Genomic DNA, 24,059 nt, shown 5'->3' on the forward strand with positions numbered 1-24,059 from the left:
GAAGAGGTCACACCCGTTCCCATACCGAACACGGAAGTTAAGCTCTTCAGCGCCGATGGTAGTTGGGGGTTTCCCCCTGTGAGAGTAGGACGTCGCCGGTCTCAAAGTAAAGTCATTGCCTTCGGGCAGTGGCTTTTTTTTGTTTTATTAGATTTTAACCGAAGGTTATATTGATCTGATCCAGTGGAATGCGAGAAAGGCGAGGGACGGTAGAGTTCGAGGAAGCGAAGGCAGGAGGATCGGAGCGTATGAAATACGTGAGAACCGGACGACTGAAGCTGACAAAGAAATCTGCCGTTCATCGACTTTCGGAGCCCGAACACGGAAGTTAAGCTCGCGCTCCGATGGTAGTTGGGGGTTTCTCCCTGTGAGAGTAGGACGTCGCCGGTCTCAAAGTAAAGTCATTGCCTTTTAGGCAGTGGCTTTTTTTGTTGTTTATATTAAATTATAATTGAAGGTTGGATTGCTCACGCGCCAATGGGTAGTTGGGGGGTTCTCTTTGTGAGGGAAGGACATGTTAACTCTCGCCATGTAAAGTCGTCCTACTTATATAATTATATTTACTTCAAACAAAAAGAGTGACCCCCTAAGGATCACTCTTTTTGTGCTGTCATAGCTGCTCGGAGGAGAAGAAAGGAAGTTTTAAATCCCATTACACCTGTTACCCGAGATTTTATAGATTGTTAATCGATCATTATTGAACTTTGTAATTTAAGAAAGTTGAATGTTTACCTTTTAGGTTTAAACGTTTAGCCTTGAGCTTTTTTTCAATTATTTAGGTTGATTGTAGTGCAGGGATTTGACCCAGACCCTGCAAACGGGAAAACTTTCTTCTTTTTCTCTATAACAGCAAATCAAAATGGTTATGTACTAGTTAACAGTTATTAATGTACGCGCATTGATTTCGCTGAGTGCTACATCGACATCATCTTCAAAAGTATCAATATCAATTGCCATTTTCGTAGTTAGTTCTTTTACATTGATTGGATCAATCAATTTAGTTTCCTCAGATGCCCAAAATAGCTTTTTATAGCCTTCAACAGCGGTTAAGTCTGTTTTACCATCTTTAGAGATCATGTTATTTAGTTGCGTGTCTAGTCTATCTTGGGCAAGTTCATTATTTTCTTCTACGCGTACTTGAGATTGACCATAGTCATTATTCATTTTAAAAAGAAGTGATTTCTCTATTTCGATAAAATTCTTACGTTCAATTGCATCAGCAACCGTCATTTTAACTCCAGAAACTTCTACAATTGTTTTTGCATTGGATTCAACAATCGCTTTTTTTATTTGTTTTCTACGAGAAATCAAATCTTTAATGGATTGTAAGCTCTCTTTTGCTTCATTTTCGAACTCGTTGATTGTTTTGAAGCCGCAAAAGTAGTTTCACTAATTTTTTTTAGTATACGTGCATCCAAGGTTTTAAGTTCACGTAAAGCTTTAGTAATAGAGATATCCATCTGCAAATCACTCCTAGTTTTTACCTTACTATAAGTAATAGTCTACCGTAGTTAATGAAGCAGTTCAAGTATTCCTTTAATAGCCCAGTTGACCTTAGACCGGCTTAATGGATTAGTCGACCCCAATAAATCAAATTCTGCTATTGGAACTTTATATTCATAATTAATTTTTGTGGTAATCCATTGGCTTTGTTTAGAATAGGGTATATTGGAATAGGGAGGTAAGCGTATGAAGATTATTGAAAATGTAATCGGTCGTTTTTTCAAGGAACGCTTTTTTGATCAAGCAGCGCAGACGGCATATTATCTTCTATTGTCGATGTTTCCATTTTTCCTTTTCGTTTTATCCCTGCTTAGCTTATTTCCAGTTAATGAAGAAATGCTACTAACCTTTCTGAGACCTTTCGCCCCTGTTGAGGCATTCACTGTAATAGAAGACAATGTCCGAGCAGTTCTAAATAAAGGCCATGGAAAAATACTGTATGTGAGCCTGATAGCAGCATTTTGGGTTACTTCCATGGCTGTACAGTCGTTAGCTCGTTCACTTGATCTTGCGAATGGCCATGTGCGCCGTTATGCATTTTGGAAAGTCCTTATCCGTGATTTGGGCGTCACACTCCTTTTTATGCTCGTTATCCCACTATCATTGTTTCTTCCAATTATTGAGAAAGCTTTATTCAAAGTAGTGACATACTACGATACAATTGAAGAATGGCAAGGTTGGCTTTATATTTGGCCAAATGTTAAATGGGGGCTGGGTACGCTCTTTTTACTTCTGTTTTTCCTTTTATTTTACAAAATTGTACCAACGAGCAAAGTTACATTTAAAGAAGCGCTGCCGGGTGCGATTTTTTTTGCTATTGGTTGGCAGTTATTTTCTCTAGTTTTTGGAAGCTACGTCTCGAATGTTGACTATACTCGTTTATATGGCCAATTGTCGGGTATTATCTTACTTGTTATCTGGTTTTATTTGACGGCCGTTATCATATTGTTATCAGGTTTATTAAACGCGGAATGGTATAAGTTATACGGTAGAAAGAAAGGGAATGTTTCATGATGAAAATACTTGTGGTAGATGATGATCCTAATATATTGGAACTTGTGTCTATTCAATTGTCTCAAGCGGGTTATACGGTTCTGAAGGCGTCTGATGGATTTAAGGCGCTAACGATACTAGAAGAGGAATTAGCCGACTTGGCAGTGGTGGATGTAATGATGCCAGGTATGGATGGGTATACGCTGACAAAAAGAATTAGAGCAGAGCTGGATATTCCGGTACTATTGTTGACAGCAAAAGGGGAATTAGAAGATAAAGAAAAGGGTTTTCTAGCGGGTTCTGATGACTATGTTGTAAAACCATTTGAACCAAAGGAATTGTTATTTAGAATAAATGCAATCTTACGTAGATACGACAAGGCGGTTGATGTGTTTATCCAGGCAGGCCCGATGAAAATAAATCGGCAGAGCTATGAAGTTTCCGTCGAAAAAAAGGTACTCCTTCTTCCTTTAAAAGAGTTTGAATTACTTTCAGTTTTAGCATCACGACCGAATCATGTGTTCACAAGAGAAACTTTGATTGAACGGATATGGGGTTATGATTATGAAGGTGATGAACAAACATTGAACGTGCATATTAAGCGGATTCGAGACAAGCTGGCGAAACTCACTGGGGAAGTGACCATCTCTACTCTGCGGGGTATTGGATATAAGCTTGAAGTGTCCTCGCTATGAGATCGTTATACGGGAAGTTTATTGCGACAACAGTGGTGATAATGATATTGAGTACGCTCATCGCATTTCTCGCCATCAATACATATTACCATCAGCATTTGAAAGGGCAGAACGACGAGAAGAATATGAACATTGTAAAAAGCATTGTATCATTCATTGAGTCAAATAAGGATATCGATCTTGAAGATTATTTGGAAACACAATCAGCAGTCGGATATAAGCTCTATGTGGTCAATGAAAATCTAAAGTCTACTATGTATGGGGACGGATTTCGAGAAGAAAAACTTTCAAACGAAGTCATAGATAAGGTAATGAATGGTGAAGAATACCATGGGATGAGAGATCTCCCGAGCGAAACGTTTGTAACAGGCTATTTCTCGAATAAGTTGGCAAACACAGTCGGAGTTCCGTTTAAGTATAACAACGAAACGTTTGCACTATTCCTACGCCCCGATATTAAAATGCTATTCACAGAAGTCCATTATATTTTAGGTGGAATGGTTTTAGTCATGGCTGTTTTCAGTTTGCTATCAATGTTATTTGTGGCTAAAAAGCTGATTGATCCAATTACGGAGCTGACTGCGGCAACAAAAAAAGTTGGCGATGAACAGTTTACAGGGACGCTCGATATTAACCGAAAAGATGAAATTGGGCAACTGGCAAAAAGTTTTCAGCTAATGACAGAGAAATTGAGTGAAAATGATCGAATACGTAAAGAGTTCATAAGCGATGTGTCGCATGATTTCCAGTCACCCTTGCTTAATATCAAAGGTTATGCGGAGCTTCTTTTTGACAATATGCTAACGGAAGAGGCGCGAAAAAGTTATGCATCTGTCATCCAATCAGAAACGGAACGATTGTCTTCATTAACGAAACAGCTGTTGCTACTAACTTCGCTTGATCAGTTAGCATCCCCACTTGAGATGAAAACCTTTGAATTGGATGTGCAGTTGAAGGAGACAATCCGCAAGTATAGATGGTTGTTAGAGGAAAAGGATATGACATTGTCGATGGATATTGCAGAGGTCCATTTTACTGGTGATCCTGCCTTCCTTGAAAAAGTATGGGAGAACCTTTTATCTAATGCGTTGAAGTATACGGAAGTTGGCGGAGCGATTGAAATAGTGCTAGCAGAGGAGACGGACCACGTTATAATCCTTGTTCGGGATAACGGGATTGGTATTGAGGAAAAAGCACTGGCGCGCATCTTCGACCGTTTTTATCGGGCAGATCATTCAAGAACCCAGGAAACTGGAGGAACAGGACTTGGATTGTCCATTGTCCAGCAAGTCGTGAAATTGCATGGCGGGACGATTGAAGTAGTTAGTGGTAAAGGGAGTGGCACAACTTTTACTATGAATTTTCCGAAGTTGTAATGTCCTGTTCATCTTCCGTTCATAAAGGAAGTCTAAGATAAATGTATAACATCAACAACATAGGGGGAATTTTGCATGCAAGAAAAATGGAGTTTACGGCTTATTCGTGTTTCTGCAATTTTCGGATTGATAGGAACAATATTAGGCTCACATATGGCGGGTTCTGGATCAGCTGCCTTCCGTCCAATCCACGCGCATATTTTATTGGTTGGCTGGTTGTCACTATTTGCTTGGGGCGTCTTTTACAAGATTTATAAAGTTCGAGCTAAAAAACTCGTCTCCGTTCACGGTTGGACTGGTATTATTGGTGCAATTGGTCTGACGACTGGGATGTGGTTGCAATTTATGCAACCATTTGGCATTAATTCAACGTTTTCGCTTATTTTCTATATAATCGGTGGAACAGTCTTGCTAACGAGTTTTGCTTTGTTTGTCGTCATTACATTCATGACTGAAAAAGAAGGCAAACGATAATGGCAAATGAAAAACGAACCCGAAAAAGAATATGGGTATGGTCAGCTACTATCTGGATTTTACTTGCAATTGTTCTTTCTGCTTTTGCGCCCGGCGGCAATGAATTTGTCACCGCCAATAAAGACAGTGGTTTGCCAGCCGATGCAGAGTCAATCATAGCGGAAAGGAATCTTGAAAAGTATTTTCCAGCAGATGGTGGATTACCCTTGTTTGCTGTCTTTCATACTGAAGACGGTTTAACAGACGAGGATCTTTTCGGATTTTCAGAAACACTTGAGTCACTTCAAGTCGATCCGACGTTAAGTGAAGTGACAGTAGTCCCGTTGACGAAACTTTCTCCGGACGTTCGGGCAACATTTCTTTCTGAAGATGGAAAAACATTTTTCGTACCTCTCACGTTATTAGGGGAGCTAGAAAGTAAGGAACTAAATAATTTAGTTAAATCAATTAAAAAAGATGTAGAACCTAAAATAGATGAGGGTATTGAAGTATCATGGACGGGACCTGCTGGAATCGCTTCTGATGCAGTTGAATTATTTAGTAAAGCGGATGTCATTTTATTATTATCTACTGTTGGAATAATTCTCGTTTTACTGTTGGTCATTTATCGCTCCCCATTGTTGACACTAATCCCGCTTGCTGGGGCAGCGATTGTGTATGTCGTTGTTGACAAGATAATCGGACTGACGACACAGGCAGAATGGTTTTTAGTAGATAGCCAAGCTCTGTCGATTATGACAATATTATTATTCGCAGTTATTACAGACTACTCTTTGCTAATCTTTTCACGCTATCGTGAAGAGCTAAAAAGATATGAGTCGGTTAATGATGCAATGACTGAAACGATGCGTCATGTAAAAGAACCAATTTTCTTTAGTGGGAGCACAATCATATTGGGAGTAGCAACATTATTCTTCGCCCTTTATGAACCGTACCGTAATTTTGCGCCTGCTTTTGCCATTGCAGCTATAGCAATGCTTATTGCAGGACTTACGCTGTTGCCAGCACTATTTGCATTGATTGGCAGAAGAGCTTTTTGGCCGGTCATTCCAAAATATGGAGAAGTGCAAGAAGACAAAGCATCCATTTGGGGCAAAGTTGCAATTAAAGTTACGAAACGCCCTGCTATGTTTATGGTTCCAATTCTATTGCTGTTACTAATCGGAGCGTGGAATGTGACCAATATTAAAGAATCTTATGATCTAATTGAATCCTTCCCGGAGGATTTGTCTTCTCGCATAGGGTATGAGCGACTCGGCGAATCATTTACTGAAGGAAGTTTAGCACCTAGTACTCTGCTTTTCGTTTCGAAAGAACAAATGGGTATGGAAGAAATGCTTGTTGCAATTGAGAAGCTTGAAAAACTACCAGGCGTTGAGAGTATTACTGCTCAAGGAAATCCTTCTACGGAAGATGGAAAAAGTGCTAAATTCTCCATCACATTTAAAGGCAATCCGTATGATAAAGAAGCACTGGATGCTGTGAAAGAAGTCCGCGCAAACAGTGAAATGATTTTAAGAGATGCTGAACTTACTGAAACGAAACTGTTTGTCGCTGGAGAGAGTGCGAAAAATGCAGATATTCGAGATGTTAATAAGCGAGATACGATTGTTATTATGTCGATTATGACGGTACTTATTTCGATCATGCTTGGACTCCAAACACGTTCGATTATCGCACCGGTTTATATGATGGGCACAATTCTGTTGTCCTATGCGGCTACACTTGGTCTATCCCTCTTCCTATTCGACGTCTTTTTAGGACTGGAAGCAATCAGTTACCGAATTCCGTTATACACGTTTGTCTTCCTAATTGCACTCGGCGTCGACTATTCAATCATGCTTATTGCAAGAGTACGTGAAGAGATGAAGTCAATGCCGTTTGAAGATGCGGTTAGAAGGGGAGTCGATAAAACAGGAGGCGTCATCAGTTCTGCGGGACTTGTCCTGGCAGCAACATTCCTGGTGCTTGCGACAATGCCAATTTACGAACTTAAACTCTTTGGGTTTATCATGGCACTTGGTATTATTATCGATACGTTCGTTGTACGACCACTTCTGATTCCAGCGATACTGATATTGTTAGGGAAATGGAGCTTCTGGCCGAGGAAAATGAATTAAATTAGTCGAAAAAGTCACTTCCTAAATAAAATAGGAAGTGACTTTTTTCATGTTATTATAATCGATCCTTTAATAACAATTTGCTCTTCGCATATTCCTTCAATTTGAAGTCTATCTGCATCGTGTACGACCTGTAAAACTACGATGTCTTCTGCATGAATAGGCGAATAAAAATCAATGATATACTTCGATGGGAAGTCATTAGGCGTTAATAAATTGCTTGAAACCGCACTCCAAACTTTCCCCATTACCAGCATGCCGTGGGCGATTCTTCCTGAAAATCCATGATTCTTTGCCTGACCATCATCCAGGTGGATTGGATTATAATCACCGGAAATCTCAGCATAGTTTTCAATGTCTTGCTGCGTCAAAAGTAACTTTATTTCAATCATACCAATTCACCTGAAACAAGTTGAGAGATCCCGCTGAAACACAAACTCCCTTCATAATTGTATAGAAATAGTGTCTGTTTACTGAATGTATGTCCCTTTCTGACTTTCACATCCGATAATGAAATAAAACCGGTGTATACTTCATCGATGTACATTTTAATATGATTTATGCATTGTTGTTTACGAAGAATAACAGGCGCTTGTAACGTCCATGGTATTTCGAATGATTTATAGAGAGTCATTGGCATTACAGGCGGGATAGGGATTGTCCGAAATCCCAATTGCCGTGCACTCTCCTCGCAATCATATACAGGATTTAAGTCACCGAGCATTTGAACATATTTCTGTACTTGTTCTCTCTGGAAAATGAACGACTGTTTTTCTGTTTTCACCCAATCACCTCAAATAACACTGCGAGTCCCACACCGCCAGCACTTCCAATGGAAGCAATCACATATTTCATCCCTTTTCTTCGTTGAACCTCATAAAATAGCCGGGTAACCAGAATTGCACCTGAAGCCCCGTAAGGATGTCCTGTTGTCAAAGCACCGCCGGATACATTTAGTTTTTCGTAGGGAATCGACAATTCCTGCGCGCATGCAACAATTTTTGAAGCGAAGGCTTCGTTTATTTCAAACAAGTCGATATCCTCAATCGACAGACCGTTTCGATTCAATAACTTGTGGATTGCTGGAACTGGAGAAATACCGGGATAATCAGGATGGATTCCACTCACTTCACTATCGACGAATCTCAGAACGGGTTTCATATGTAGTTCCTTGGCAAGTCCTTCTTCCATGACAACTACCGCCGCAGCCCCATCGTTAATACCACAGCTGTTTGCGGCAGTTACTGTACCGGCGTCTTTTATGAAAATGGGTTTAGCGCGTGTTAACAACTTTTCCATATCGCGTTCTTTATAAAAGCTTTCGTCTATAGTCATTTCTCCGAATTCAATAATTTCAGGTTGATACAAACCTTCACGATAGGCATTCCAGCTACGCTGATAACTGAGGAGTGCATAATCATCTTGCATTTTTTTAGTGATTTTGTATTTTTGTGCGACATTTTCTGCAGCTATGCCCATATCAGGGTCGCCTAAATGGTCAGGGGAAAATCGTGCTCTTTTTGGAAACGGGGAAGTACTGGTACTTTCCACACCCCCTGCGATATAACAATTGCCTGCTTTCCCTTGAATGAAATGGCACGCGGTCCGAATGGCTTCAAGACCCGCGCTACACTGCCTATCAATTGTCATTCCAGTTACCGATAAAGGAAGCCCTGATTCCAACGCAGACAAACGGGCGATATTTCCCCCGGGCCCTATAACATTTCCAAAAATAATTTCATCTATTTCATGTGTTATCCCCGTTGACAATTCTCGGAGAAGTGGCGCTGCAAGAATATGAGGTTGGATATCTCGGAACATTCCGTCTTTTTTCCCTATAGGTGTCCGTTTCGCTTGTACGATTACCGCCCTGTTAATTTCTGACCACCTCGGTTTCGACTAATTGTTGAACTTGCATGCGGGCAATCTTACCGCTAGTTGTATAGGGTATCTCTTCGACAAAAAACCATTTACGTGGAAGTTTGTAAGAAGATAGATTATTCATACAGAGCTTTTTTAAGTCTTTCTTAGATGCATGCCCTTTTATGACGGCAACTGGTACTTGTCCCCAATACGAATCGTTCATGCCAATGACAACTGCTTCTTCGACATCGGGATGCCTCAGCAAGACCGTTTCGATTTCTTCAGGGAAAACATTTATACCGCCGTATAAAATCATGTTTTTCTCACGCCCGACGATATATAAGTAACCGTCTTCATCTAAATAACCCATATCATCGACAGTTACCCAATTGTTTTCGTCTTTGATAGATTGAATGGCATGTGATTGTGGATGAATATAGCCATCAAAGATCATTGGGCTCCTGACAAAAATTGTACCTATTTCCCGATCGGATGCTTCATCCAGATGGGCGTTTCTGATTTGAATTTCAACGTTATGAAAAGGTTTACCCACAGAACCAAGTTTGTCCTCATCGCTGTCATTACATAAAAAAGATACAAAACTTAGTTCACTCGCCCCATAAAACTCAAACATCCTAACATGAAGTAACTGCTCCTGGATTTTTCGTTTTGAATCTACTTCCCATTTTGCCCCCGACGATATGATCTGTATAGGCTTATCGATAATATAGTCTTCCAAGAGCATCGCTTCTACCATTGTTGGTACGACATACAGTATTGTTATCGGGTAGTTTTTGATGAAGTCCAGTGCAAGAAGAGGTGAAAACTTTTCTAATAGATAAATTGTTCCGCCTAGGTACAAAACACTGATGGCTCCGTAAAGAAAATGGGAATGAATGAGCGCACCTGGAATGAGAACATGATCAGTTTTGTCTATGTGAAAATCATGCCGGCTACATTCGAAACTAGCAATCCATGAATCATGGGAACGAATAAAGGCTTTAGGGACACCGGTTGTTCCTGAGGTGAAACCCATGTAAAAGGGTATTTCCCCTGTGAAATCTTCGCTCCAAGAAGAATCACACTGTAGGATTTGGTCTAAAGCATCTTCCCAAATAATGATGGTAAACTCCGTGCCCCTAATGCGTTTAGCCAATTCGGCGGTTGTTACAACAACTGAAGGGGACGAGATTACTAAACGCTGTTCAAGCTCTGTTGGTTTCCATTTAGCGTCAAAAGTTGCGGCAATACGCCCAGCCATCGCAGCGCCTGTAAATAGTTGAAGAAAAGAAATACTGTTCGGCATGAAGATACCGATGACACCGCGGGTAGCGGTTATCGAATGTATCCAATTTGCTGTTTTGCAAACGACTGTATTCCAGTCGCGGTATGTAATGGATTCGGTAGAAGTTTGTATGGCAATTTTATCAGGATTGACAAAGACTTGTTGTTGATAGGAACTTGTAATCGTAGGCACATAAATTCTCCTTTTTGTAAGAAAAGTGCAAAGCGCCGTTTAGCCCCGACAGGCATAAGACGGTTTGCGAGGAGGCGTACTTCAGCCCCCACAGCAAAATGGCTTATGACCCGAGGGGCTGGCGCTTGGAGTTAGACAGTAAGAAAAGTGCAAAGCGTCGTTCAGCCCCAATACCGACCCAGGTAGAAATTTTTCAACTTTTATATCTTCAAGTGAAAAGTAGTTTTCTATTGAAAACGGGATACTTCTTTAATTTGACGACTAGTAATGTTGCTAGTGTTGCTTTGATGAGATCACCAGGCAAGTAGACAAGACTCATCTTGACTGCAAGCAGCAGATCGATATTCATAACGAAAGCTTGTACAGGTATTCCAAACAAGTAAATAAGGAAAATACCAACAGTTAAGTTAATGGGTAAAATAGTAGCAACCCTTACTTCTTTGAAGCGAGACTGAATGGCCCCTAAGCAAAATGCTGTAATGGGATAAGATAGCAAATAACCCGCACTCGGTCCAACAAATACACTGAGGCCGCCCCGGCCACCTGACAAGAGCGGGAGCCCAGCAGCAACGAGTAATAAGAAAACGACTTGACTCATTGCGCCTAAACGAGCACCTAAAATCCCTCCGGCAAGCAAGACGCCAATCGTTTGGAGTGTAATCGGAACGGGTGTAAATGATAGAAAAATAGGAGGAAGTAAACCTAACGCTCCCATAATTGCAGCGAATAAAGCAACGTGTGTCATCTCTCTAATTTTCATAAGACATCCCCAGACATAGGTTAATTTAGTTGATATCGAGTATTTTAAGCTCAAACCATCATTTGTGTCAACCTACTTCTTTATTTTGTTAACTAATAAAGTCGATAAAAAGATACGCAACCCACAAATCTTGGGTTACGTATCTTTTTTGGGAAACTTAGAACTCTATAGTAATCTTACCGTTTACCAATGTTAAGGTTCCATCAAACTTTTTATCCGAATTGGAAGTGAAGCCTTTGATAACGTTTGTTTTCCCTTTTGTACAAAGAAGCTTTACTTGAGTAGGTGAAAGCTTTTTCTTTAGAAAAACAGCGGGGAAAGTCTGCTTGCAACCACTTGCGTATGCACTGCAGCCATAGAAATCTTTCCGCGCAACGATTGTACCTGTTTTGCATGCTGGACACGGAACAATTCCATTCGTGACGATGGCGGGGGAAGCAGGGGAATTGGATATCAGTTTTGTATCAATCTTTTGAGATTTCAATTGACCTGGTACTTCTTCCAATAAGCTGTAGATGAACTTTGCAATACTACCTAGAAAACGTTCCTGCGTTCCTTCACCGTTGCCGATCTTCCGCAAATAGGTTTCCCACTTGGCGGTCATAGATGGACTTGCAAGCAGATTCCCTTCTATTGCCTGGCAAAGAATACGCCCTTTATCCGTGATAGAAACAATGTTCTTCGTTACATCGATGTAGTTATGCCTTTTGATTGTTTCGATGATTCCACTTCGGGTCGCCTCTGTACCAAGTCCTTCTATTTCTTTCAAAATATCGGTCTCTTTTTTGTCCTCGACAAGTTTCCCACATGTTTTCATCATCGCGATTAGCTGACCTTCTGTATAAGGCTTAGGCGGCATTGTTTTGCCTTCTTTAATGCTGATATCACTTTCGACCGGTTCGCGCATCGTAAGCGGTGGTAGCGTAGGCTCGTCCTTGTCGTTTTCCTTCGTTGAACGGACAAACAATGCTTTCCATCCTTTATCCCGTTCTGTTTTACCGGTTGTGAAGAAAGGTAGCTTGTTGACGTCCGTTGTTACTTTTGTTTCAGTGTAGAGATAGTCCGTATGGAACATGGCGAGCGTCGTCCGGACAACTTCTTCGTATAAATTGCGCTCGATGGTAGATAGTCCGGCAATCACCCCTTGTGACGGAATTTTCTTCGTAGGAATGATTGCGTAATGCTCCTGTACTTTTGAACTGTCGACATACCTTTTTTTCGGAGTGAGTGATGCGACAGGGAAAGGGTGGCCGATGAGTCGTTGATAGTCGGTCACTTGTCCGGCCAGATAGGTAAATTCACTTGGTGTAATGTACCGGGAATCCGTCCTTGGGTACGTCACAAGTTTCTTTTCATAAAGTCCTTGCATAGTCTTCAATACATTGGCGGGACTGATTTTCCACAAGCGGTTTGCTGTAGCTTGTAGCGTAGACAACGCGTGTAATTGAGGCGGTGGCGTTCGCTTATCAACTGTTTCTACAGAGGTAACTACCCCCGGTGAATTTGGTTGGATGTCATGCTTCGCAAGTAGGTCTCGGATAATTTCCCTTTTCGGTTCCTTTGCTTTCGCTTTCCCTTTGTACGTTCCATTTACGGCGGTAAAAGTAGCTTCGATTTCATAGAATGGTTCTGAAACAAATGCTTCAATTTCCTTTTGCCGCTGATAAATAAGGTAAACAGTTGGCGATTGCACACGGCCAATCGAAAATACTTCCCGAATTCCACGTGCTTGCAACAAAAGTGAATAAAGGCGAGAACCATTCATCCCGACAAGCCAGTCACTAATCTGCCGGGCTTTCGCTTCCTCGTACATGAGAAGGTCTTTGCGGTTGTCTTGTAGGTTCGCAAATCCTTTCCTCACTTCATCCACTTCGAGGGAATTAATCCAAAGCCGTTTAATCGTCTGGTTTTTTGCACCTGTTTGATAATAGATACTATAGAAGATATTCGATCCTTCACGGTCGACGTCACAGGCGTTAATAACAGTATCAGTACCTTTAATCAGCTTCTTTACAATGGCGAACTGCTTGCTTTTTCCTTTTGCGACTTGAAACTCATAGTGTTCCGGCAAGATTGGTAAACTGGCAAGCGACCACTTGGCCCATTTTGGATCATACTCTTTCGGTTCTTTTAGTTCGACAAGGTGGCCGATTCCCCATGTAATGTATGCACCTTCAGAAAATATCGGAGAAGGTAATAATTCCAAATAACCTTCATGCCGTCGCACAGAAAAAGCGTCTGCATACGCTTTCGCTTGGCTTGGTTTTTCGGCTAGGATGACTGGCTTCATGACAAGACCTCTTTCACTGATAAGGTAAAAACGTTAGTTCTACTATTATCGCATAATTCAAGGAGGTTTTCTAATGGAAGCAATATTGAACTGAGTCAATTTTATAGAGACTTCTGCCACAGCCAATTATTTTGCCCTCACAGATAACCAGATAGTGATCTGGTAGAAAAAATAATAAAAAATTGAATAGAGATAAGAAGGCGTGCGCCGGGAACCCAAATCGCGAAGAGTTGACTTTCATCATGAAACAAATGATTTTGTTCACAAGGGAAAATCTAAAAACATTTAATATATAAAAAGATTATTCTCCAAATTATAATAGTAACCACAAAAATCTAACACAATAGTGTAAACAAAAGGTAGAAAAAAGTCGATTTTTGTGGTATACTATATGAGCATTTCGAGATAGGGATCAATAAGATAGTGGGTCTTCTATCTTATAAAATGTCGAAAAATGTTAATATTTGTCGAAAAATATAAACTTATGGTAATGAGTTTGTAAGTTTTGTTGTGCAAAGACTTATAGTTCATTATGTGTCATAAAAAAATACTAGATTATAAAAACCCTTTTTTTTATTATGAATTAAAAATAGAACTTTCACTATTTTTTTTGGGGTTTATTAGGAGGGGCAAACGATGGCGGACAAAAAGACAGCGAATAAATCTACTCGCAGAGATTTTCTTAAAAAATCTGGTTATGTAGCCGGTGGAGTTGTTGGTGGTAGCGTTTTAGGTGGATTGCTCGGAACTCAATTGGGGGAAACTAAAGAAGTTTCTCCAGTTGCAACCAAAGTACAGCAGTATGATCATGCTCTAGAATATTTTACGAATCGAGCGGATTTCATATTGCTAGGACAGGCCACAGAGCGAATTTTTCCTGAAGATGAAAATGGACCAGGTGCGCTTGGTCTAGGAGTTCCTTATTATATCGATCACCAATTAGCAGGTAAGTGGGGAATCAATGCGAAAGATTATAGACAGGGACCCTTTCATGTGGGAGAGGCTGTTCAAGGTTATCAAACACAATTAAAGTATCATCAGGTTTTTGACTTAGGAATAGAAGCAATTGAGAATCATAGTCAAGCGACATTTAAAGAGAAATTTACAGCATTAGAGGGCGAACAGCAGGATGAGGTCTTAGTAGCTCTTGAAAATGATAAAGTGAAGATACCTGGTCTTAAATCAAGCTTCTTCTTTGAAATTTTACGCAAAGCAACTTTAGAGGGTGCGTATGCTGATCCACTTTACGGTGGGAATAAGGATATGCAAGGTTGGAAGATGAAAGAGTATCCTGGTGTTCAAATGACTTATTCGGCTGAACAAGTGGCATCTAAAGAATTCATTGAAGTTGCACCAGTGAGTCTTCATGACAGACTAAACTAATTATTATATAAAATAATGAAGCTAAATAAAAAAGCTTCATAAAATACGAACAGCAGGAAGAGGGGTTATTCATTATGGTTACGAAACTACCTAAAACAGATGTTGTAACGGTAGGTGTAGGCTGGACAGGCGGAATTATAGCTGCTGAGGCCAGTAAAGCAGGTCTAAAAGTTGTCGGATTAGAACGTGGTGGAAATCGTGGAACGGAAAACTTTGGTATGAAACATGATGAACTGCGCTATGCAATACGCGGTGAATTGATGCAGGATTTATCGAGAGAAACGTTAACATTTAGAAATAATGGTGGTCAGCGCGCATTACCAATGCGTCAATATGGATCCTTCATGTTAGGAAATGGTGTTGGAGGAGCAGGTACACATTGGAACGGAATGACCGACCGTTACAACCCATATGACTTTGAAATTAGATCAAAAACGGTTGAAAAATATGGTGAGAAGAAAATTGCAGATGGGCTACTCATCCAGGACTGGGGAATTACCTACGACGAAATGGAGCCATATTATACGATGTTTGATAAAATGGCTGGTATTTCTGCCGACGAGACGCCTCTACGTGGGAAACGTTCGGAACCCTTCCCAAATCCAGCATTGAAACATGGTCCTGAGCTTGATTTATTTAAAGAAACAACGAAAAAAATGGGACTGGATCCTTTCACCATGCCAGCAGCGAACAACTCACGACCTTATCAAAATCCAGATGGTCAGCATTTAGCTGGTTGTCAAATGAACGGATTCTGTGAACGTTTCGGTTGTGAATATGGTGCAAAAGCAAGTCCAAACGTTACGGTTATCCCAACAGCATTGAAAACTGGTAATTTTGACCTTCGCCCGTATTCTGAGGTCATCGAAATTTTACACAAAGATGGAAAAGCAACAGGGGTTATTTATGTCGATACACGTTCAGGTGAGAAATTTGAACAACCTGCAGATATTGTTGCAATAACAAGTTATACGTTTAATAATAATCGTTTGTTACTCAATTCAAAACTTGGTACTGCCTATGACCCTAAAACGCAAAAAGGTACAATTGGGAAAAATTACTGTTACCAAATAATCGTAGGTACGAACGGATTCTTTGATGATCGTAAATTTAATACTGCAATTGGTTCAGGTGGACTCGGTGCAACATTAGATAACTATAATGCTGATAACTTTGACCATACAGATCTTGATTTTATACATGGTGGAATGATTACCATTAACCAATCAGGAAAAAGACCTATTGAGAACAACCAAGTTCCTCCTGGTGTACCAAGCTGGGGTAAAGAATTTAAACAGCAATCGTTAAAATACTATAACCGTATGATTAACGTTCACACGTATGGAGCAGTTATGCCTCATGTGAATAACTATTTGGATTTAGACCCGACATATAAAGATATACACGGTAAACCACTTGTTCGCATGACGTTTGACTTCTCGGAAACGGACCGTAAACGTGGTGAATTCCTAAACAACCACACTAAGAAAATCATGCAAGAAATGGGAGCAACACATGTCTCTGACAATGAGTCACTTGAGCACTATGACATAACAAAATATCAAGCGACACATAATACAGGTGGTGTAATCATGGGAGCGGATCCTGAAACATCTGCTGTCAACTCTTACCTACAAATGTGGGAAGCGGATAATGTTTTCGTTGTTGGTGGATCAGCATATGCTCACCAAAGTGGTTACAATGCGACTCATACTTTAGGAGCGCTTGCTTACCGAGCATCAGAAGGAATCATCAAATATAGTAAAGAAGGAAACATGCTAGTCTAAGCGTGTTAACTAGAATCGGACTCAAATCCGAGGAACAAATTTGTTTACCCGACCGAGTAAGTGAACAAGAGTAGTTCCTGTTCGTTTTACTCAAGTACTTGTGAACATATTACGAAGCACACCGACCCTTTAAAGGGTTGGTGTGCTTTTTTTAATATAGTAGTAATAGGGATGGAAAAGAGTAAGGAATCCATGAAATAATACCTTCTTGAATGATAGGTAAATATTAATATTTGACAAATAATTTGGTTACTTGTAAGGAAGTGATTTAGTTTTCAACTGCTTGGTGGCTTACTTTTAAGCTACATTATACAAAGAAGGTTTTCTAATATGTAAGCAGATAAGGTTCCTGTCACCTGTCACAATGTGAAAAAAGAAGTCAACCAAGATTTAACCTGGCTGACTTCTTTTCTCTGAACAGTGTTTCACTTCTGTTTTTAAAAGAAACTAATATGGATTTTACTGTTTTTTAATAGTGACGCTTGCTTATTTCAAAGCTTAAAATGACGAACCAGCTCATGTAGCTCATCTGCTAAGTCAGATAGTTTATCTGATCCCATCGCTACTTCTTCCATCGAGCTGCTTGATTGTTGGCTTGTTGCAGCAGTTTCTTCGACGCCGGCAGCTGACTCTTCGGAAATTGCCGCAATTTCCTCAATCGAGCTATTCAACTCTAGGCTGTTTCCTGCAATATCGGATAAATTCTCAGCAATTATTTTAATATTATCCACCATTTCCGTCACAGCATCGTTAATGCCATTTAAAGTATTACTTGTCGTTTTAATATGGCGAGTTCCTTGTTCGACTTCTTTGTAGCCTCTTTGAAGCGAATCGGTTACATCTGATGACTCTGTTTGAATATTGTTAACAATACCTGTGATATCCGTTACTGAAACAGACACTTGTTCTGCAAGTTTTCTTACTTCATCTGCAACTACAGCGAAACCTTTTCCATGTTCTCCAGCTCTTGCAGCTTCAATCGCTGCATTTAAGGCTAGGAGGTTCGTTTGCGCAGCCACTTCTTGAATAACAGAAACCAACTTAGATATCTCTTGCGTCTGATTGTCGAGGTGATCCATTTTTCTAACGGCTTCTTGAACGATTTCTTCGATTTTTATCATTTGGTTCTCTGAAGATGCCATCAATCGTTGTCCATCATTTGTCAGGCCAAGTACTTCTAAAGAGGATGTGTGTATTTGCCCTCCTTTTTCACTCGTTTCTTGTGCTTTTGTAGCAAAAATGCCCATCGTATAAGCTAGACTACTAGCATTGTCTGCTTGTTTTTCCGTTCCAGATGCAATTTCCTGCATCGTTATAGCAATTTGTTCCGATCCTGTTTTTACTTCTATTGCTGATTGGGTTAATTCTTCACTTTGTGCTGAAACACTGAGAGAAGCGTCAGCAACTTGTTGAAGTGTCTCATGAAGTGTGTTTTTCATAACTTGCATCGCTTCCGTTAATTGCCCAATTTCATCATTTCGGTTACTTTCTCTTATTGCAACTGTTAAATCACCCTTAGAGAGTTCCCCCATCAATCCAGCTATATATTTAATTGGATTCGAAATCGTTTTACTGAACTTAATAGATACAAACAGCACAACCAACAATGTCACGACTGTAATAACTAATGCGATTAACAGAATTTGTTGCTTCGTATCCTCAATAACAGATATGTCTTGATTGATGCCGATGGCGCCAATAATCACACTTTGCGTTGGATCATACATCGGGATATAGGAATTCAGACGTTCGCCATTACTCTCGGAGATTGATTCTCCATTCTCTACAGAAGATAATATTGAAGCATAATCAATGGCCTTCCCGACATTTTCCTCTTCGGAAGAGACAACAACCGTTCCGCTTTTATCATAAAGATCGATTGTCACGCCTTGCAACATCTCGTTCAATTCCTTTAGAAAAGTACCGTCAACACCCGTTTGTAGGGTTCCAATCACTGCATTATTGTGGATTACAGGTGCAAATGCACGAACGGATAGACCGCTTGAACCAAACTCGAATCCGGAAATCGATTGGCCATCTAACGCAGATTGAATTGCTGAAAGTCCGCTCTTGTCATCACCATGCTTATCTGGATTATGCCCACGTAACGAAACAATGCCTGAAGTATTTCCGAATTCAAATACATTAAGTCCATGTTCCTCCTGGAGACGAGGGTAAATTTTCTCGACCTCTTGTAGTAGTTCATCACGCTTTCCTGATTGCAAAGCTAAGACAAGTTCTTCATCTGCAGCATAAATCGATGTAACATCAAGTAGGGCTTCGGAAGCCTTGTTGAATTGCGTTTGAATGGTATGCTCCATCTCTTCCTGCTGATTGGTAATCAGTTTTGTAAATCCTTGTTCCATTGCATAATAAATCACGAGAACCGTAATTATTAATGGAATAATTGTTAACGATAAAAAGATTGCGAGCAACTTTTTGTTTAAGCTGTTTGGATTAAATATTGTTTTCATTTCAAAATTCCTTTCATATCTTTTCAAGGATTCGAATCAATAGGTGATTCTTCAAACATCCCAATTCCTTATACCTATAGCTAATAATAATCGCTATATAAGTAACTGTCACTAGAAAGTGTCATTTTTCACAACGAAATCACTTTATATAGCGAAGGTTAAGTTTTCTACGCTATATATAGGAGATAAAACAGATTATTGGATATTAAAATGAGTTTTTGATATGGTTAGCATGCTATCTAATTTTTTCTATGAGAAGGTGAACTTTTGATTGATGATGAGATTCGTGAAATACTTGATGGAATATCGGCTCAGATGCGGAGGAATTACTCGGAAATGCTGCGTGAACTAAACCTTCATGTTGGTCAGGACCAGTTATTGTGCCGCCTTTGGAGCGAGGATGGCGTTACACAGACCCAGTTAAGTGAACGTTTGAACTGTGAACCGCCAACCGTAGCAAATATGGTAAAAGCGCTCGAAAGTTATGATTTGATTTATCGGCGGCGTGATGAGTTAGACGGTAGGGTCAACAGGGTTTATTTAACGACTAAAGGTCACAATATAAAAGTTCCTGTCGAGCGTATTTGGGTAAAGCAGCAAGATAAATTATTGGATGGCATTTCATCCGAAGAGCGTATCGTTTTAAAAAAGCTTCTGAAAAAAATGGCTGAAAATATTAAGTAAGCTCAGCCTATTTTTATTCAATTAGTTAGCATGCTACTTAATTCTTAATATTAAAGGTAAAAGGGAGTTTTGAACATATGTCAACTTCGGCAACTCAAAGTAAATTACAATTATCAATTTTAGATCTAGCAAATATTTATCAAGGTAAGACTGCAAACGAGACTTTACTAGATTCAACTGAGCTTGTGCAGCTAGCTGAAAGTTTGGGCTATACTCGCTACTGGTTTGCGGAACATCATAATGCCAAAAATCAGATTAGTACTTCTCCTGATTTATTGAGTGCTCATGTAGCGGCGAAATCGAAAAGTATACTTGTGGGGTCAGGTGGTATTATGTTGCCCAATCATAGTCCACTTAAAGTAGTCGAGAACTTTGCGCTATTGGAAGCTTTGAATCCTGGCAGGATCGACTTGGGAATTGGTCGGGCACCAGGAACGGATGGAATGACCGCATACGCATTAAGACGTTCACGTGAAGCAGTAACTACTTATGATTTTCCGCAACAACTAGATGAGCTACTTGCATTCTTTTCCCGAAATTTTCCTGCTAATCATCCGTTTAGTGGAATTACACCGACAGCAGATGAATCATTAATACCTGCAATTTACATGTTGGGGTCAAGTGATGGGGGCATGCAGTTTGCGGTTGAAAAAGGGTTGGGCTTTGTCTTTGCAGCACATATTGCACCTCATTTAGCAGTCCCGATGTTACGTGCTTATCGCGAAAACTTTAAACCCTCTACGTACATGTCTGAGCCTAAAAGTATTTTATCGACAATTGTTATTACGGCTGAGACCAACGAGGAGGCGGAGTACTTGGCGGGCCCGGTAGAATTGTTTTGGGCTCGATTAGTAACAGGGAAATTGGAACTGCCAATTCCGACTCTTGAAGAGGCGAGTTCTCATGTCTATTCTCTAGCGGAGGAACGAGCACGACGTGAGAATAAAACGCGTTTTGTAATAGGTAGTGTAGAAAAAGTTGCAACGAAACTAAGAAACCTTGCTACAGAAGCAATGGTTGACGAAATCATGATGATGGATTTTTACACAGAAACTGTCGATCGACATAAAGGATACCGACTATTGGCAGAAGAGTTTGGTCTTTCATCTAACTAAGTAATTTATCGCAAAAAGCACGTCGATTTTATCTGAGGAGATGGTTGTTTTGAATAGCAATGCAAAAATGCAATTAGCAATGCAATTGGGTTCTGGATATGGCTTAGATGCAGGTGCTTGGCGAATGCCGGGCGCTGATCCGACTGCCTATACAAATATGGACGTCTACGTAGAGTTGGCAAAAATTGCTGAACGAGGGAAGATACAGATGCTCTTTATGGCAGATACGCCAGTACTGTCAGTGGACTTGAGTAATCAGCCACCGCAAACTCCAATGGATCCAATGCTGACATTAGCTGTGATTGCACGAGAGACTGAACGCATCGGACTTGTAGCGACGTTATCCACAACATTTAATGAACCTTATAACGTAGCTCGTCAGCTCAAAACACTAGATGTAATTAGTAATGGACGTGCAGGATGGAATGCGGTAACAACATCAAATCAAGCAGCTGCGGCAAATTTCGGTAGTACTGTTGCCGGTCGTACCGAGCGATATGAGCGGGCGCATGAGTTTATCCAACTTGTTCAAGCGTTGTGGGGGAGCTGGGGTGAGGATGCTTTAATACTTGATACGAAAAACGGTAATTATGCTGATATGAATAAGATTAAACCGATTAATTTGGGTGGGAAATACTTGTCTTCTCAAGGGCCATTGCCAATACCACCTTCTGCGCAGGGACAGCCCGTTATTTTTCAAGCAGGTGGTGGTCGTGAGGGATTAGAACTTGCAGGTCGATACGCGTCCGGCGTTTATGCAAACCCTTTCGACATTCCTTCTGCGATGACTCACCGGGCCATGGTACGGCAGAGTGTAACTAGCTTCGGGCGAAATCCTAACGAAATAAAGTTGTTGCCAGGGATTATTCCTTCGATTGCATCAACAGAACGAGAAGCATTGGAACGACGCAAACAACTTGATCAGTCTATCGATTTACCAGGGAGAGTTGGTTATCTTGGTCATATGATCGGGGTACCGCTGTCAATCGATGACATTGATCTTCCTGTATCGGAAGACTTGCTGAATCGTACCTATGCGAATCCTGAGGATCCAAGATCAGTCTATGCGCTTGAACTGGCACGAAGTGGTATGACGGTTCGTGATGTGTTGGCGCATGGGGTCATTAATTACCATCCTGTTATTGTAGGGACACCTGAGCAAGTAGCGGATTTCATGGAGCAATGGTTTGTTGCGGGAGCTTGCGACGGTTTTGCTATTCAACCGGATGTCAGCTTTGACGGCGTTTCTGATTTTGTCGACCAAGTGATTCCTATTCTACAAAAACGCGGACTGTTTCATGAAGATTACGAGGGCACTACGTTACGCGACCATATGGGTGTATCATACCAGTACGGGTTCTAATAAAAGATAGTAACTACTTATTTTACAAGCTCAGCATGATTGAGAAACTACTCATACATATCCTAAAATGAAAAAGGTACAAAAATAATTGAGCTGACAACATCTACAATAACAGCATTTGCTCATTCTGGAAATTTTTTCATAGTGTATGGTGGACTGGCATCGGAAGCGTACTGAAACAAATGAGTTGATATTTGTCCTGAATTCATATAGTATGAATTCGAGGTAATAACAATAAAGATTTAAAGAGGAGATTAATAAAATGAATATATTAGTAGTCAAAGCAAATAACCGCCCAGCTTCAGAAGCTGTATCAAGTAAAATGTATGAAACTTTCATGAATAATATTGAAGGTGTAAACGTAACGACTTATGATGTATTCGAAGAAGATATGCCTTATATTGGTCAAGAATTATTCGACGCTTTCGGTAAAGTACAATCGGGCGAAGAAATGACAGATATCGAACAACGTCTTTTAGCTGCAAAACAAAAAGCAATGGATGCATTAACAGCAGCAGACATCGTTGTTTTCGCCTTCCCATTATGGAACTTAACAATTCCGGCTAAACTACATACATTCGTCGACTATGTATACCAAGCTGGTTTTGCATTTAAATATGATGAAAATGGTCAAGCTGTACAATTAATGACTGACAAAAAAGCTGTTATTCTAAATGCGCGTGGTGGTGTTTACTCCACACCGGAAGCAGCACCAATGGAAATGGCTGCTAACTATATTAAAAACGTCTTTGGTGGCGTATTCGGTATGGAAATCGTGCAGGAAGTTATTATTGAAGGACATGCATCAGCACCAGATCAAGCAGAAGCTATTATTGCTGAAGGTTTAACAAGAGTGGAAGCTGTCGCAAAAGAGTTATCCGCAGTATTGGTTTAATATCAATCGGTTATAGATGATAGTCATGGAAATGATATCATTGTATTGGAAATTAAATACAAATAAGAAAGCGCCATTCGGAATATACTGAATGGTGCTTTTTGTTTATCTGAATATCAAAACAATAATATGGAGGTTTTTATATGGAAATGAATTATTGCCCGAACTGTGGAGAATTGTTAGAAGTGCGTATTATCAATGATGAAGAGTATAAGGCGTGTCCAAGTTGTTCGTTTATTCATTGGGGAAATTACAGTATAAGTGTTGGAGCTTTAGTCATAAAAGATGAAAAAATGTTGCTCGTCCGCCGTAAAGATAATCCAGGGAAAGGGAAATGGACGAACCCTGGTGGTTATATCGGACAAACAGAACTCATTGAACAAAGCATTATACGCGAAGTATTAGAAGAAACAGGTGTAACTGCAAAAGTGAAATCGGTCGTAATGTTGGGGGATTATCCAGGTCGAATACATAACGTCTATGTTGGATTTGCGATGGAATATGTAGAGGGGCAGCCACAACCAGATGACGTTGAAGTAGATGGTGCTGACTTTTTCTCATTGGAGGAAATGGAGTCAATGGATGTTGCAGATATGACGCGGGGTCTGGCCCAAATCGCTTTTGAACAACAAGCCGTTGGATTAGAATTAAATCCGCTGCCGAAAACAGTTTTTAATGGCTACACCTTTTTTAATGTTTAGGAAGATGATAAATCGTTATTCAATAGCACATGAATTTCACGATTATAATTCAACAACAGAGACAGATTAATGACGCTAACTATGCGTGGTGGTTTTGGCAATGGTA

At 40.3% G+C, this 24,059-nt stretch carries 21 protein-coding genes and 2 rRNA genes; 14 read left to right on the forward strand and 9 right to left on the reverse strand.

What is annotated here, in order from left to right; all coding sequences use genetic code 11:
• Both rrf (AC1TO4_RS14330) and rrf (AC1TO4_RS14335) read left to right on the forward strand, forming a co-directional pair.
• Positions 1-101: ribosomal RNA gene (rrf, locus tag AC1TO4_RS14330) — 5S ribosomal RNA — on the forward strand; the annotation flags it as partial.
• Positions 102-264: 163 nt separating this feature from the next.
• A 5S ribosomal RNA gene (rrf, locus tag AC1TO4_RS14335) occupies positions 265-389 on the forward strand.
• Between the two features lie 481 nt (positions 390-870).
• Here the strand turns inward: rrf (AC1TO4_RS14335) and AC1TO4_RS14340 are convergent.
• Both AC1TO4_RS14340 and AC1TO4_RS14345 read right to left on the reverse strand, forming a co-directional pair.
• Positions 871-1,230, reverse strand: coding sequence for a hypothetical protein (locus tag AC1TO4_RS14340; protein WP_482105895.1), 360 nt, complete (start codon positions 1,228-1,230; stop codon positions 871-873).
• Positions 1,231-1,307: 77 nt separating this feature from the next.
• The gene (locus AC1TO4_RS14345; RefSeq protein WP_482105896.1) at positions 1,308-1,460 is read right to left on the reverse strand and encodes a hypothetical protein; all 153 of its coding nucleotides are present in this window, start codon (positions 1,458-1,460) and stop codon (positions 1,308-1,310) included.
• A 229-nt stretch (positions 1,461-1,689) separates the two neighbouring features.
• On the opposite strand from AC1TO4_RS14345, the gene AC1TO4_RS14350 reads away from it, so the two are divergent.
• The 5 genes from AC1TO4_RS14350 to AC1TO4_RS14370 all read left to right on the forward strand — a co-directional run bounded on the left by AC1TO4_RS14350 (position 1,690) and on the right by AC1TO4_RS14370 (position 7,161).
• Positions 1,690-2,517, forward strand: coding sequence for a YihY/virulence factor BrkB family protein (locus AC1TO4_RS14350; RefSeq protein ID WP_482105897.1), 828 nt, complete (start codon positions 1,690-1,692; stop codon positions 2,515-2,517).
• Positions 2,517-3,191, forward strand: a complete 675-nt coding sequence (locus tag AC1TO4_RS14355; protein ID WP_482105963.1) for a response regulator transcription factor — start codon at positions 2,517-2,519, stop codon at positions 3,189-3,191. The genes AC1TO4_RS14350 and AC1TO4_RS14355 overlap by 1 nt, the downstream gene beginning before the upstream one ends.
• Entirely contained in the window at positions 3,188-4,567 is a 1,380-nt protein-coding gene (locus AC1TO4_RS14360; RefSeq protein WP_482105898.1) for a HAMP domain-containing sensor histidine kinase, read from the forward strand. Before AC1TO4_RS14355 ends, AC1TO4_RS14360 begins: the two co-directional genes overlap by 4 nt.
• Before the next feature lie 75 nt (positions 4,568-4,642).
• Positions 4,643-5,041, forward strand: a complete 399-nt coding sequence (locus tag AC1TO4_RS14365) for a hypothetical protein (protein WP_482105899.1) — start codon at positions 4,643-4,645, stop codon at positions 5,039-5,041.
• The gene (locus AC1TO4_RS14370) at positions 5,041-7,161 is read left to right on the forward strand and encodes an MMPL family transporter (RefSeq protein WP_482105900.1); all 2,121 of its coding nucleotides are present in this window, start codon (positions 5,041-5,043) and stop codon (positions 7,159-7,161) included. The genes AC1TO4_RS14365 and AC1TO4_RS14370 overlap by 1 nt, the downstream gene beginning before the upstream one ends.
• A 47-nt stretch (positions 7,162-7,208) precedes the next feature.
• Here the strand turns inward: AC1TO4_RS14370 and AC1TO4_RS14375 are convergent, their stop codons facing one another.
• The 6 genes from AC1TO4_RS14375 to AC1TO4_RS14400 all read right to left on the reverse strand — a co-directional run bounded on the left by AC1TO4_RS14375 (position 7,209) and on the right by AC1TO4_RS14400 (position 13,551).
• Positions 7,209-7,553: a MaoC/PaaZ C-terminal domain-containing protein gene (locus AC1TO4_RS14375; RefSeq protein WP_482105901.1), complete on the reverse strand. Its 345-nt coding sequence runs from the start codon at positions 7,551-7,553 to the stop codon at positions 7,209-7,211.
• A complete protein-coding gene (locus AC1TO4_RS14380) occupies positions 7,550-7,945 on the reverse strand; it encodes an FAS1-like dehydratase domain-containing protein (protein WP_482105902.1) in 396 nt (131 codons plus the stop codon). Before AC1TO4_RS14380 ends, AC1TO4_RS14375 begins: the two co-directional genes overlap by 4 nt.
• Positions 7,942-9,039 carry an acetyl-CoA C-acyltransferase gene (locus AC1TO4_RS14385; RefSeq protein WP_482105964.1) on the reverse strand — a complete coding sequence of 366 codons (1,098 nt, stop codon included), beginning with the start codon at positions 9,037-9,039 and terminating at the stop codon, positions 7,942-7,944. The genes AC1TO4_RS14380 and AC1TO4_RS14385 overlap by 4 nt, the downstream gene beginning before the upstream one ends.
• Positions 9,035-10,501 (reverse strand): AMP-binding protein, encoded by a 1,467-nt coding sequence (locus AC1TO4_RS14390; RefSeq protein ID WP_482105903.1) that lies wholly within the window; start codon positions 10,499-10,501, stop codon positions 9,035-9,037. Before AC1TO4_RS14390 ends, AC1TO4_RS14385 begins: the two co-directional genes overlap by 5 nt.
• A 208-nt stretch (positions 10,502-10,709) precedes the next feature.
• Positions 10,710-11,261: a biotin transporter BioY gene (locus AC1TO4_RS14395; protein WP_482101385.1), complete on the reverse strand. Its 552-nt coding sequence runs from the start codon at positions 11,259-11,261 to the stop codon at positions 10,710-10,712.
• 157 nt (positions 11,262-11,418) lie between these two features.
• Positions 11,419-13,551: a type IA DNA topoisomerase gene (locus AC1TO4_RS14400; protein ID WP_482105904.1), complete on the reverse strand. Its 2,133-nt coding sequence runs from the start codon at positions 13,549-13,551 to the stop codon at positions 11,419-11,421.
• Positions 13,552-14,187: 636 nt separating this feature from the next.
• Between AC1TO4_RS14400 and AC1TO4_RS14405 the strand changes: the two genes are divergently transcribed.
• On the forward strand, positions 14,188-14,934 hold the full coding sequence (locus AC1TO4_RS14405; RefSeq protein WP_482101383.1) for a gluconate 2-dehydrogenase subunit 3 family protein: 747 nt from the start codon (positions 14,188-14,190) through the stop codon (positions 14,932-14,934).
• Positions 14,935-15,008: 74 nt separating this feature from the next.
• Entirely contained in the window at positions 15,009-16,721 is a 1,713-nt protein-coding gene (locus AC1TO4_RS14410) for a GMC family oxidoreductase (RefSeq protein WP_482101382.1), read from the forward strand.
• 491 nt (positions 16,722-17,212) lie between these two features.
• Here AC1TO4_RS14410 and AC1TO4_RS14415 read toward each other — a convergent pair whose 3' ends face one another.
• Positions 17,213-19,195: a methyl-accepting chemotaxis protein gene (locus AC1TO4_RS14415; protein WP_482105905.1), complete on the reverse strand. Its 1,983-nt coding sequence runs from the start codon at positions 19,193-19,195 to the stop codon at positions 17,213-17,215.
• A gap of 267 nt (positions 19,196-19,462) precedes the next feature.
• On the opposite strand from AC1TO4_RS14415, the gene AC1TO4_RS14420 reads away from it, so the two are divergent.
• From AC1TO4_RS14420 to AC1TO4_RS14440, 5 genes are all read left to right on the forward strand, one after another.
• Entirely contained in the window at positions 19,463-19,879 is a 417-nt protein-coding gene (locus AC1TO4_RS14420) for a MarR family winged helix-turn-helix transcriptional regulator (RefSeq protein WP_482105906.1), read from the forward strand.
• Between the two features lie 77 nt (positions 19,880-19,956).
• Entirely contained in the window at positions 19,957-20,994 is a 1,038-nt protein-coding gene (locus AC1TO4_RS14425) for an LLM class flavin-dependent oxidoreductase (RefSeq protein ID WP_482105907.1), read from the forward strand.
• Positions 20,995-21,043: 49 nt separating this feature from the next.
• Positions 21,044-22,357 carry an NtaA/DmoA family FMN-dependent monooxygenase gene (locus tag AC1TO4_RS14430; RefSeq protein WP_482105908.1) on the forward strand — a complete coding sequence of 438 codons (1,314 nt, stop codon included), beginning with the start codon at positions 21,044-21,046 and terminating at the stop codon, positions 22,355-22,357.
• Positions 22,358-22,619: 262 nt separating this feature from the next.
• On the forward strand, positions 22,620-23,252 hold the full coding sequence (locus AC1TO4_RS14435; RefSeq protein WP_482105909.1) for an FMN-dependent NADH-azoreductase: 633 nt from the start codon (positions 22,620-22,622) through the stop codon (positions 23,250-23,252).
• Between the two features lie 143 nt (positions 23,253-23,395).
• On the forward strand, positions 23,396-23,953 hold the full coding sequence (locus AC1TO4_RS14440; protein ID WP_482105910.1) for an NUDIX domain-containing protein: 558 nt from the start codon (positions 23,396-23,398) through the stop codon (positions 23,951-23,953).
• Positions 23,954-24,059 lie beyond the last annotated feature (106 nt).

Source organism: Sporosarcina sp. Y838 (genome assembly GCF_056786515.1).

What these genes read in the sequence shown, in the direction of transcription:
- AC1TO4_RS14370 (WP_482105900.1), top strand. Translation starts at nt 5,041, where the DNA reads ATGGCAAATGAAAAACGAACCCGAAAAAGAATATGGGTATGGTCAGCT.
- AC1TO4_RS14355 (WP_482105963.1), top strand. Translation starts at nt 2,517, where the DNA reads ATGAAAATACTTGTGGTAGATGATGATCCTAATATATTGGAACTTGTG.
- AC1TO4_RS14365 (WP_482105899.1), top strand. Translation starts at nt 4,643, where the DNA reads ATGCAAGAAAAATGGAGTTTACGGCTTATTCGTGTTTCTGCAATTTTC.
- AC1TO4_RS14375 (WP_482105901.1), bottom strand. Translation starts at nt 7,553, where the DNA reads ATGATTGAAATAAAGTTACTTTTGACGCAGCAAGACATTGAAAACTAT.
- AC1TO4_RS14360 (WP_482105898.1), top strand. Translation starts at nt 3,188, where the DNA reads ATGAGATCGTTATACGGGAAGTTTATTGCGACAACAGTGGTGATAATG.
- AC1TO4_RS14425 (WP_482105907.1), top strand. Translation starts at nt 19,957, where the DNA reads ATGTCAACTTCGGCAACTCAAAGTAAATTACAATTATCAATTTTAGAT.
- AC1TO4_RS14340 (WP_482105895.1), bottom strand. Translation starts at nt 1,230, where the DNA reads ATGACGGTTGCTGATGCAATTGAACGTAAGAATTTTATCGAAATAGAG.
- AC1TO4_RS14395 (WP_482101385.1), bottom strand. Translation starts at nt 11,261, where the DNA reads ATGAAAATTAGAGAGATGACACACGTTGCTTTATTCGCTGCAATTATG.
- AC1TO4_RS14435 (WP_482105909.1), top strand. Translation starts at nt 22,620, where the DNA reads ATGAATATATTAGTAGTCAAAGCAAATAACCGCCCAGCTTCAGAAGCT.
- AC1TO4_RS14350 (WP_482105897.1), top strand. Translation starts at nt 1,690, where the DNA reads ATGAAGATTATTGAAAATGTAATCGGTCGTTTTTTCAAGGAACGCTTT.
- AC1TO4_RS14415 (WP_482105905.1), bottom strand. Translation starts at nt 19,195, where the DNA reads ATGAAAACAATATTTAATCCAAACAGCTTAAACAAAAAGTTGCTCGCA.
- AC1TO4_RS14405 (WP_482101383.1), top strand. Translation starts at nt 14,188, where the DNA reads ATGGCGGACAAAAAGACAGCGAATAAATCTACTCGCAGAGATTTTCTT.
- AC1TO4_RS14345 (WP_482105896.1), bottom strand. Translation starts at nt 1,460, where the DNA reads ATGGATATCTCTATTACTAAAGCTTTACGTGAACTTAAAACCTTGGAT.
- AC1TO4_RS14400 (WP_482105904.1), bottom strand. Translation starts at nt 13,551, where the DNA reads ATGAAGCCAGTCATCCTAGCCGAAAAACCAAGCCAAGCGAAAGCGTAT.
- AC1TO4_RS14440 (WP_482105910.1), top strand. Translation starts at nt 23,396, where the DNA reads ATGGAAATGAATTATTGCCCGAACTGTGGAGAATTGTTAGAAGTGCGT.
- AC1TO4_RS14410 (WP_482101382.1), top strand. Translation starts at nt 15,009, where the DNA reads ATGGTTACGAAACTACCTAAAACAGATGTTGTAACGGTAGGTGTAGGC.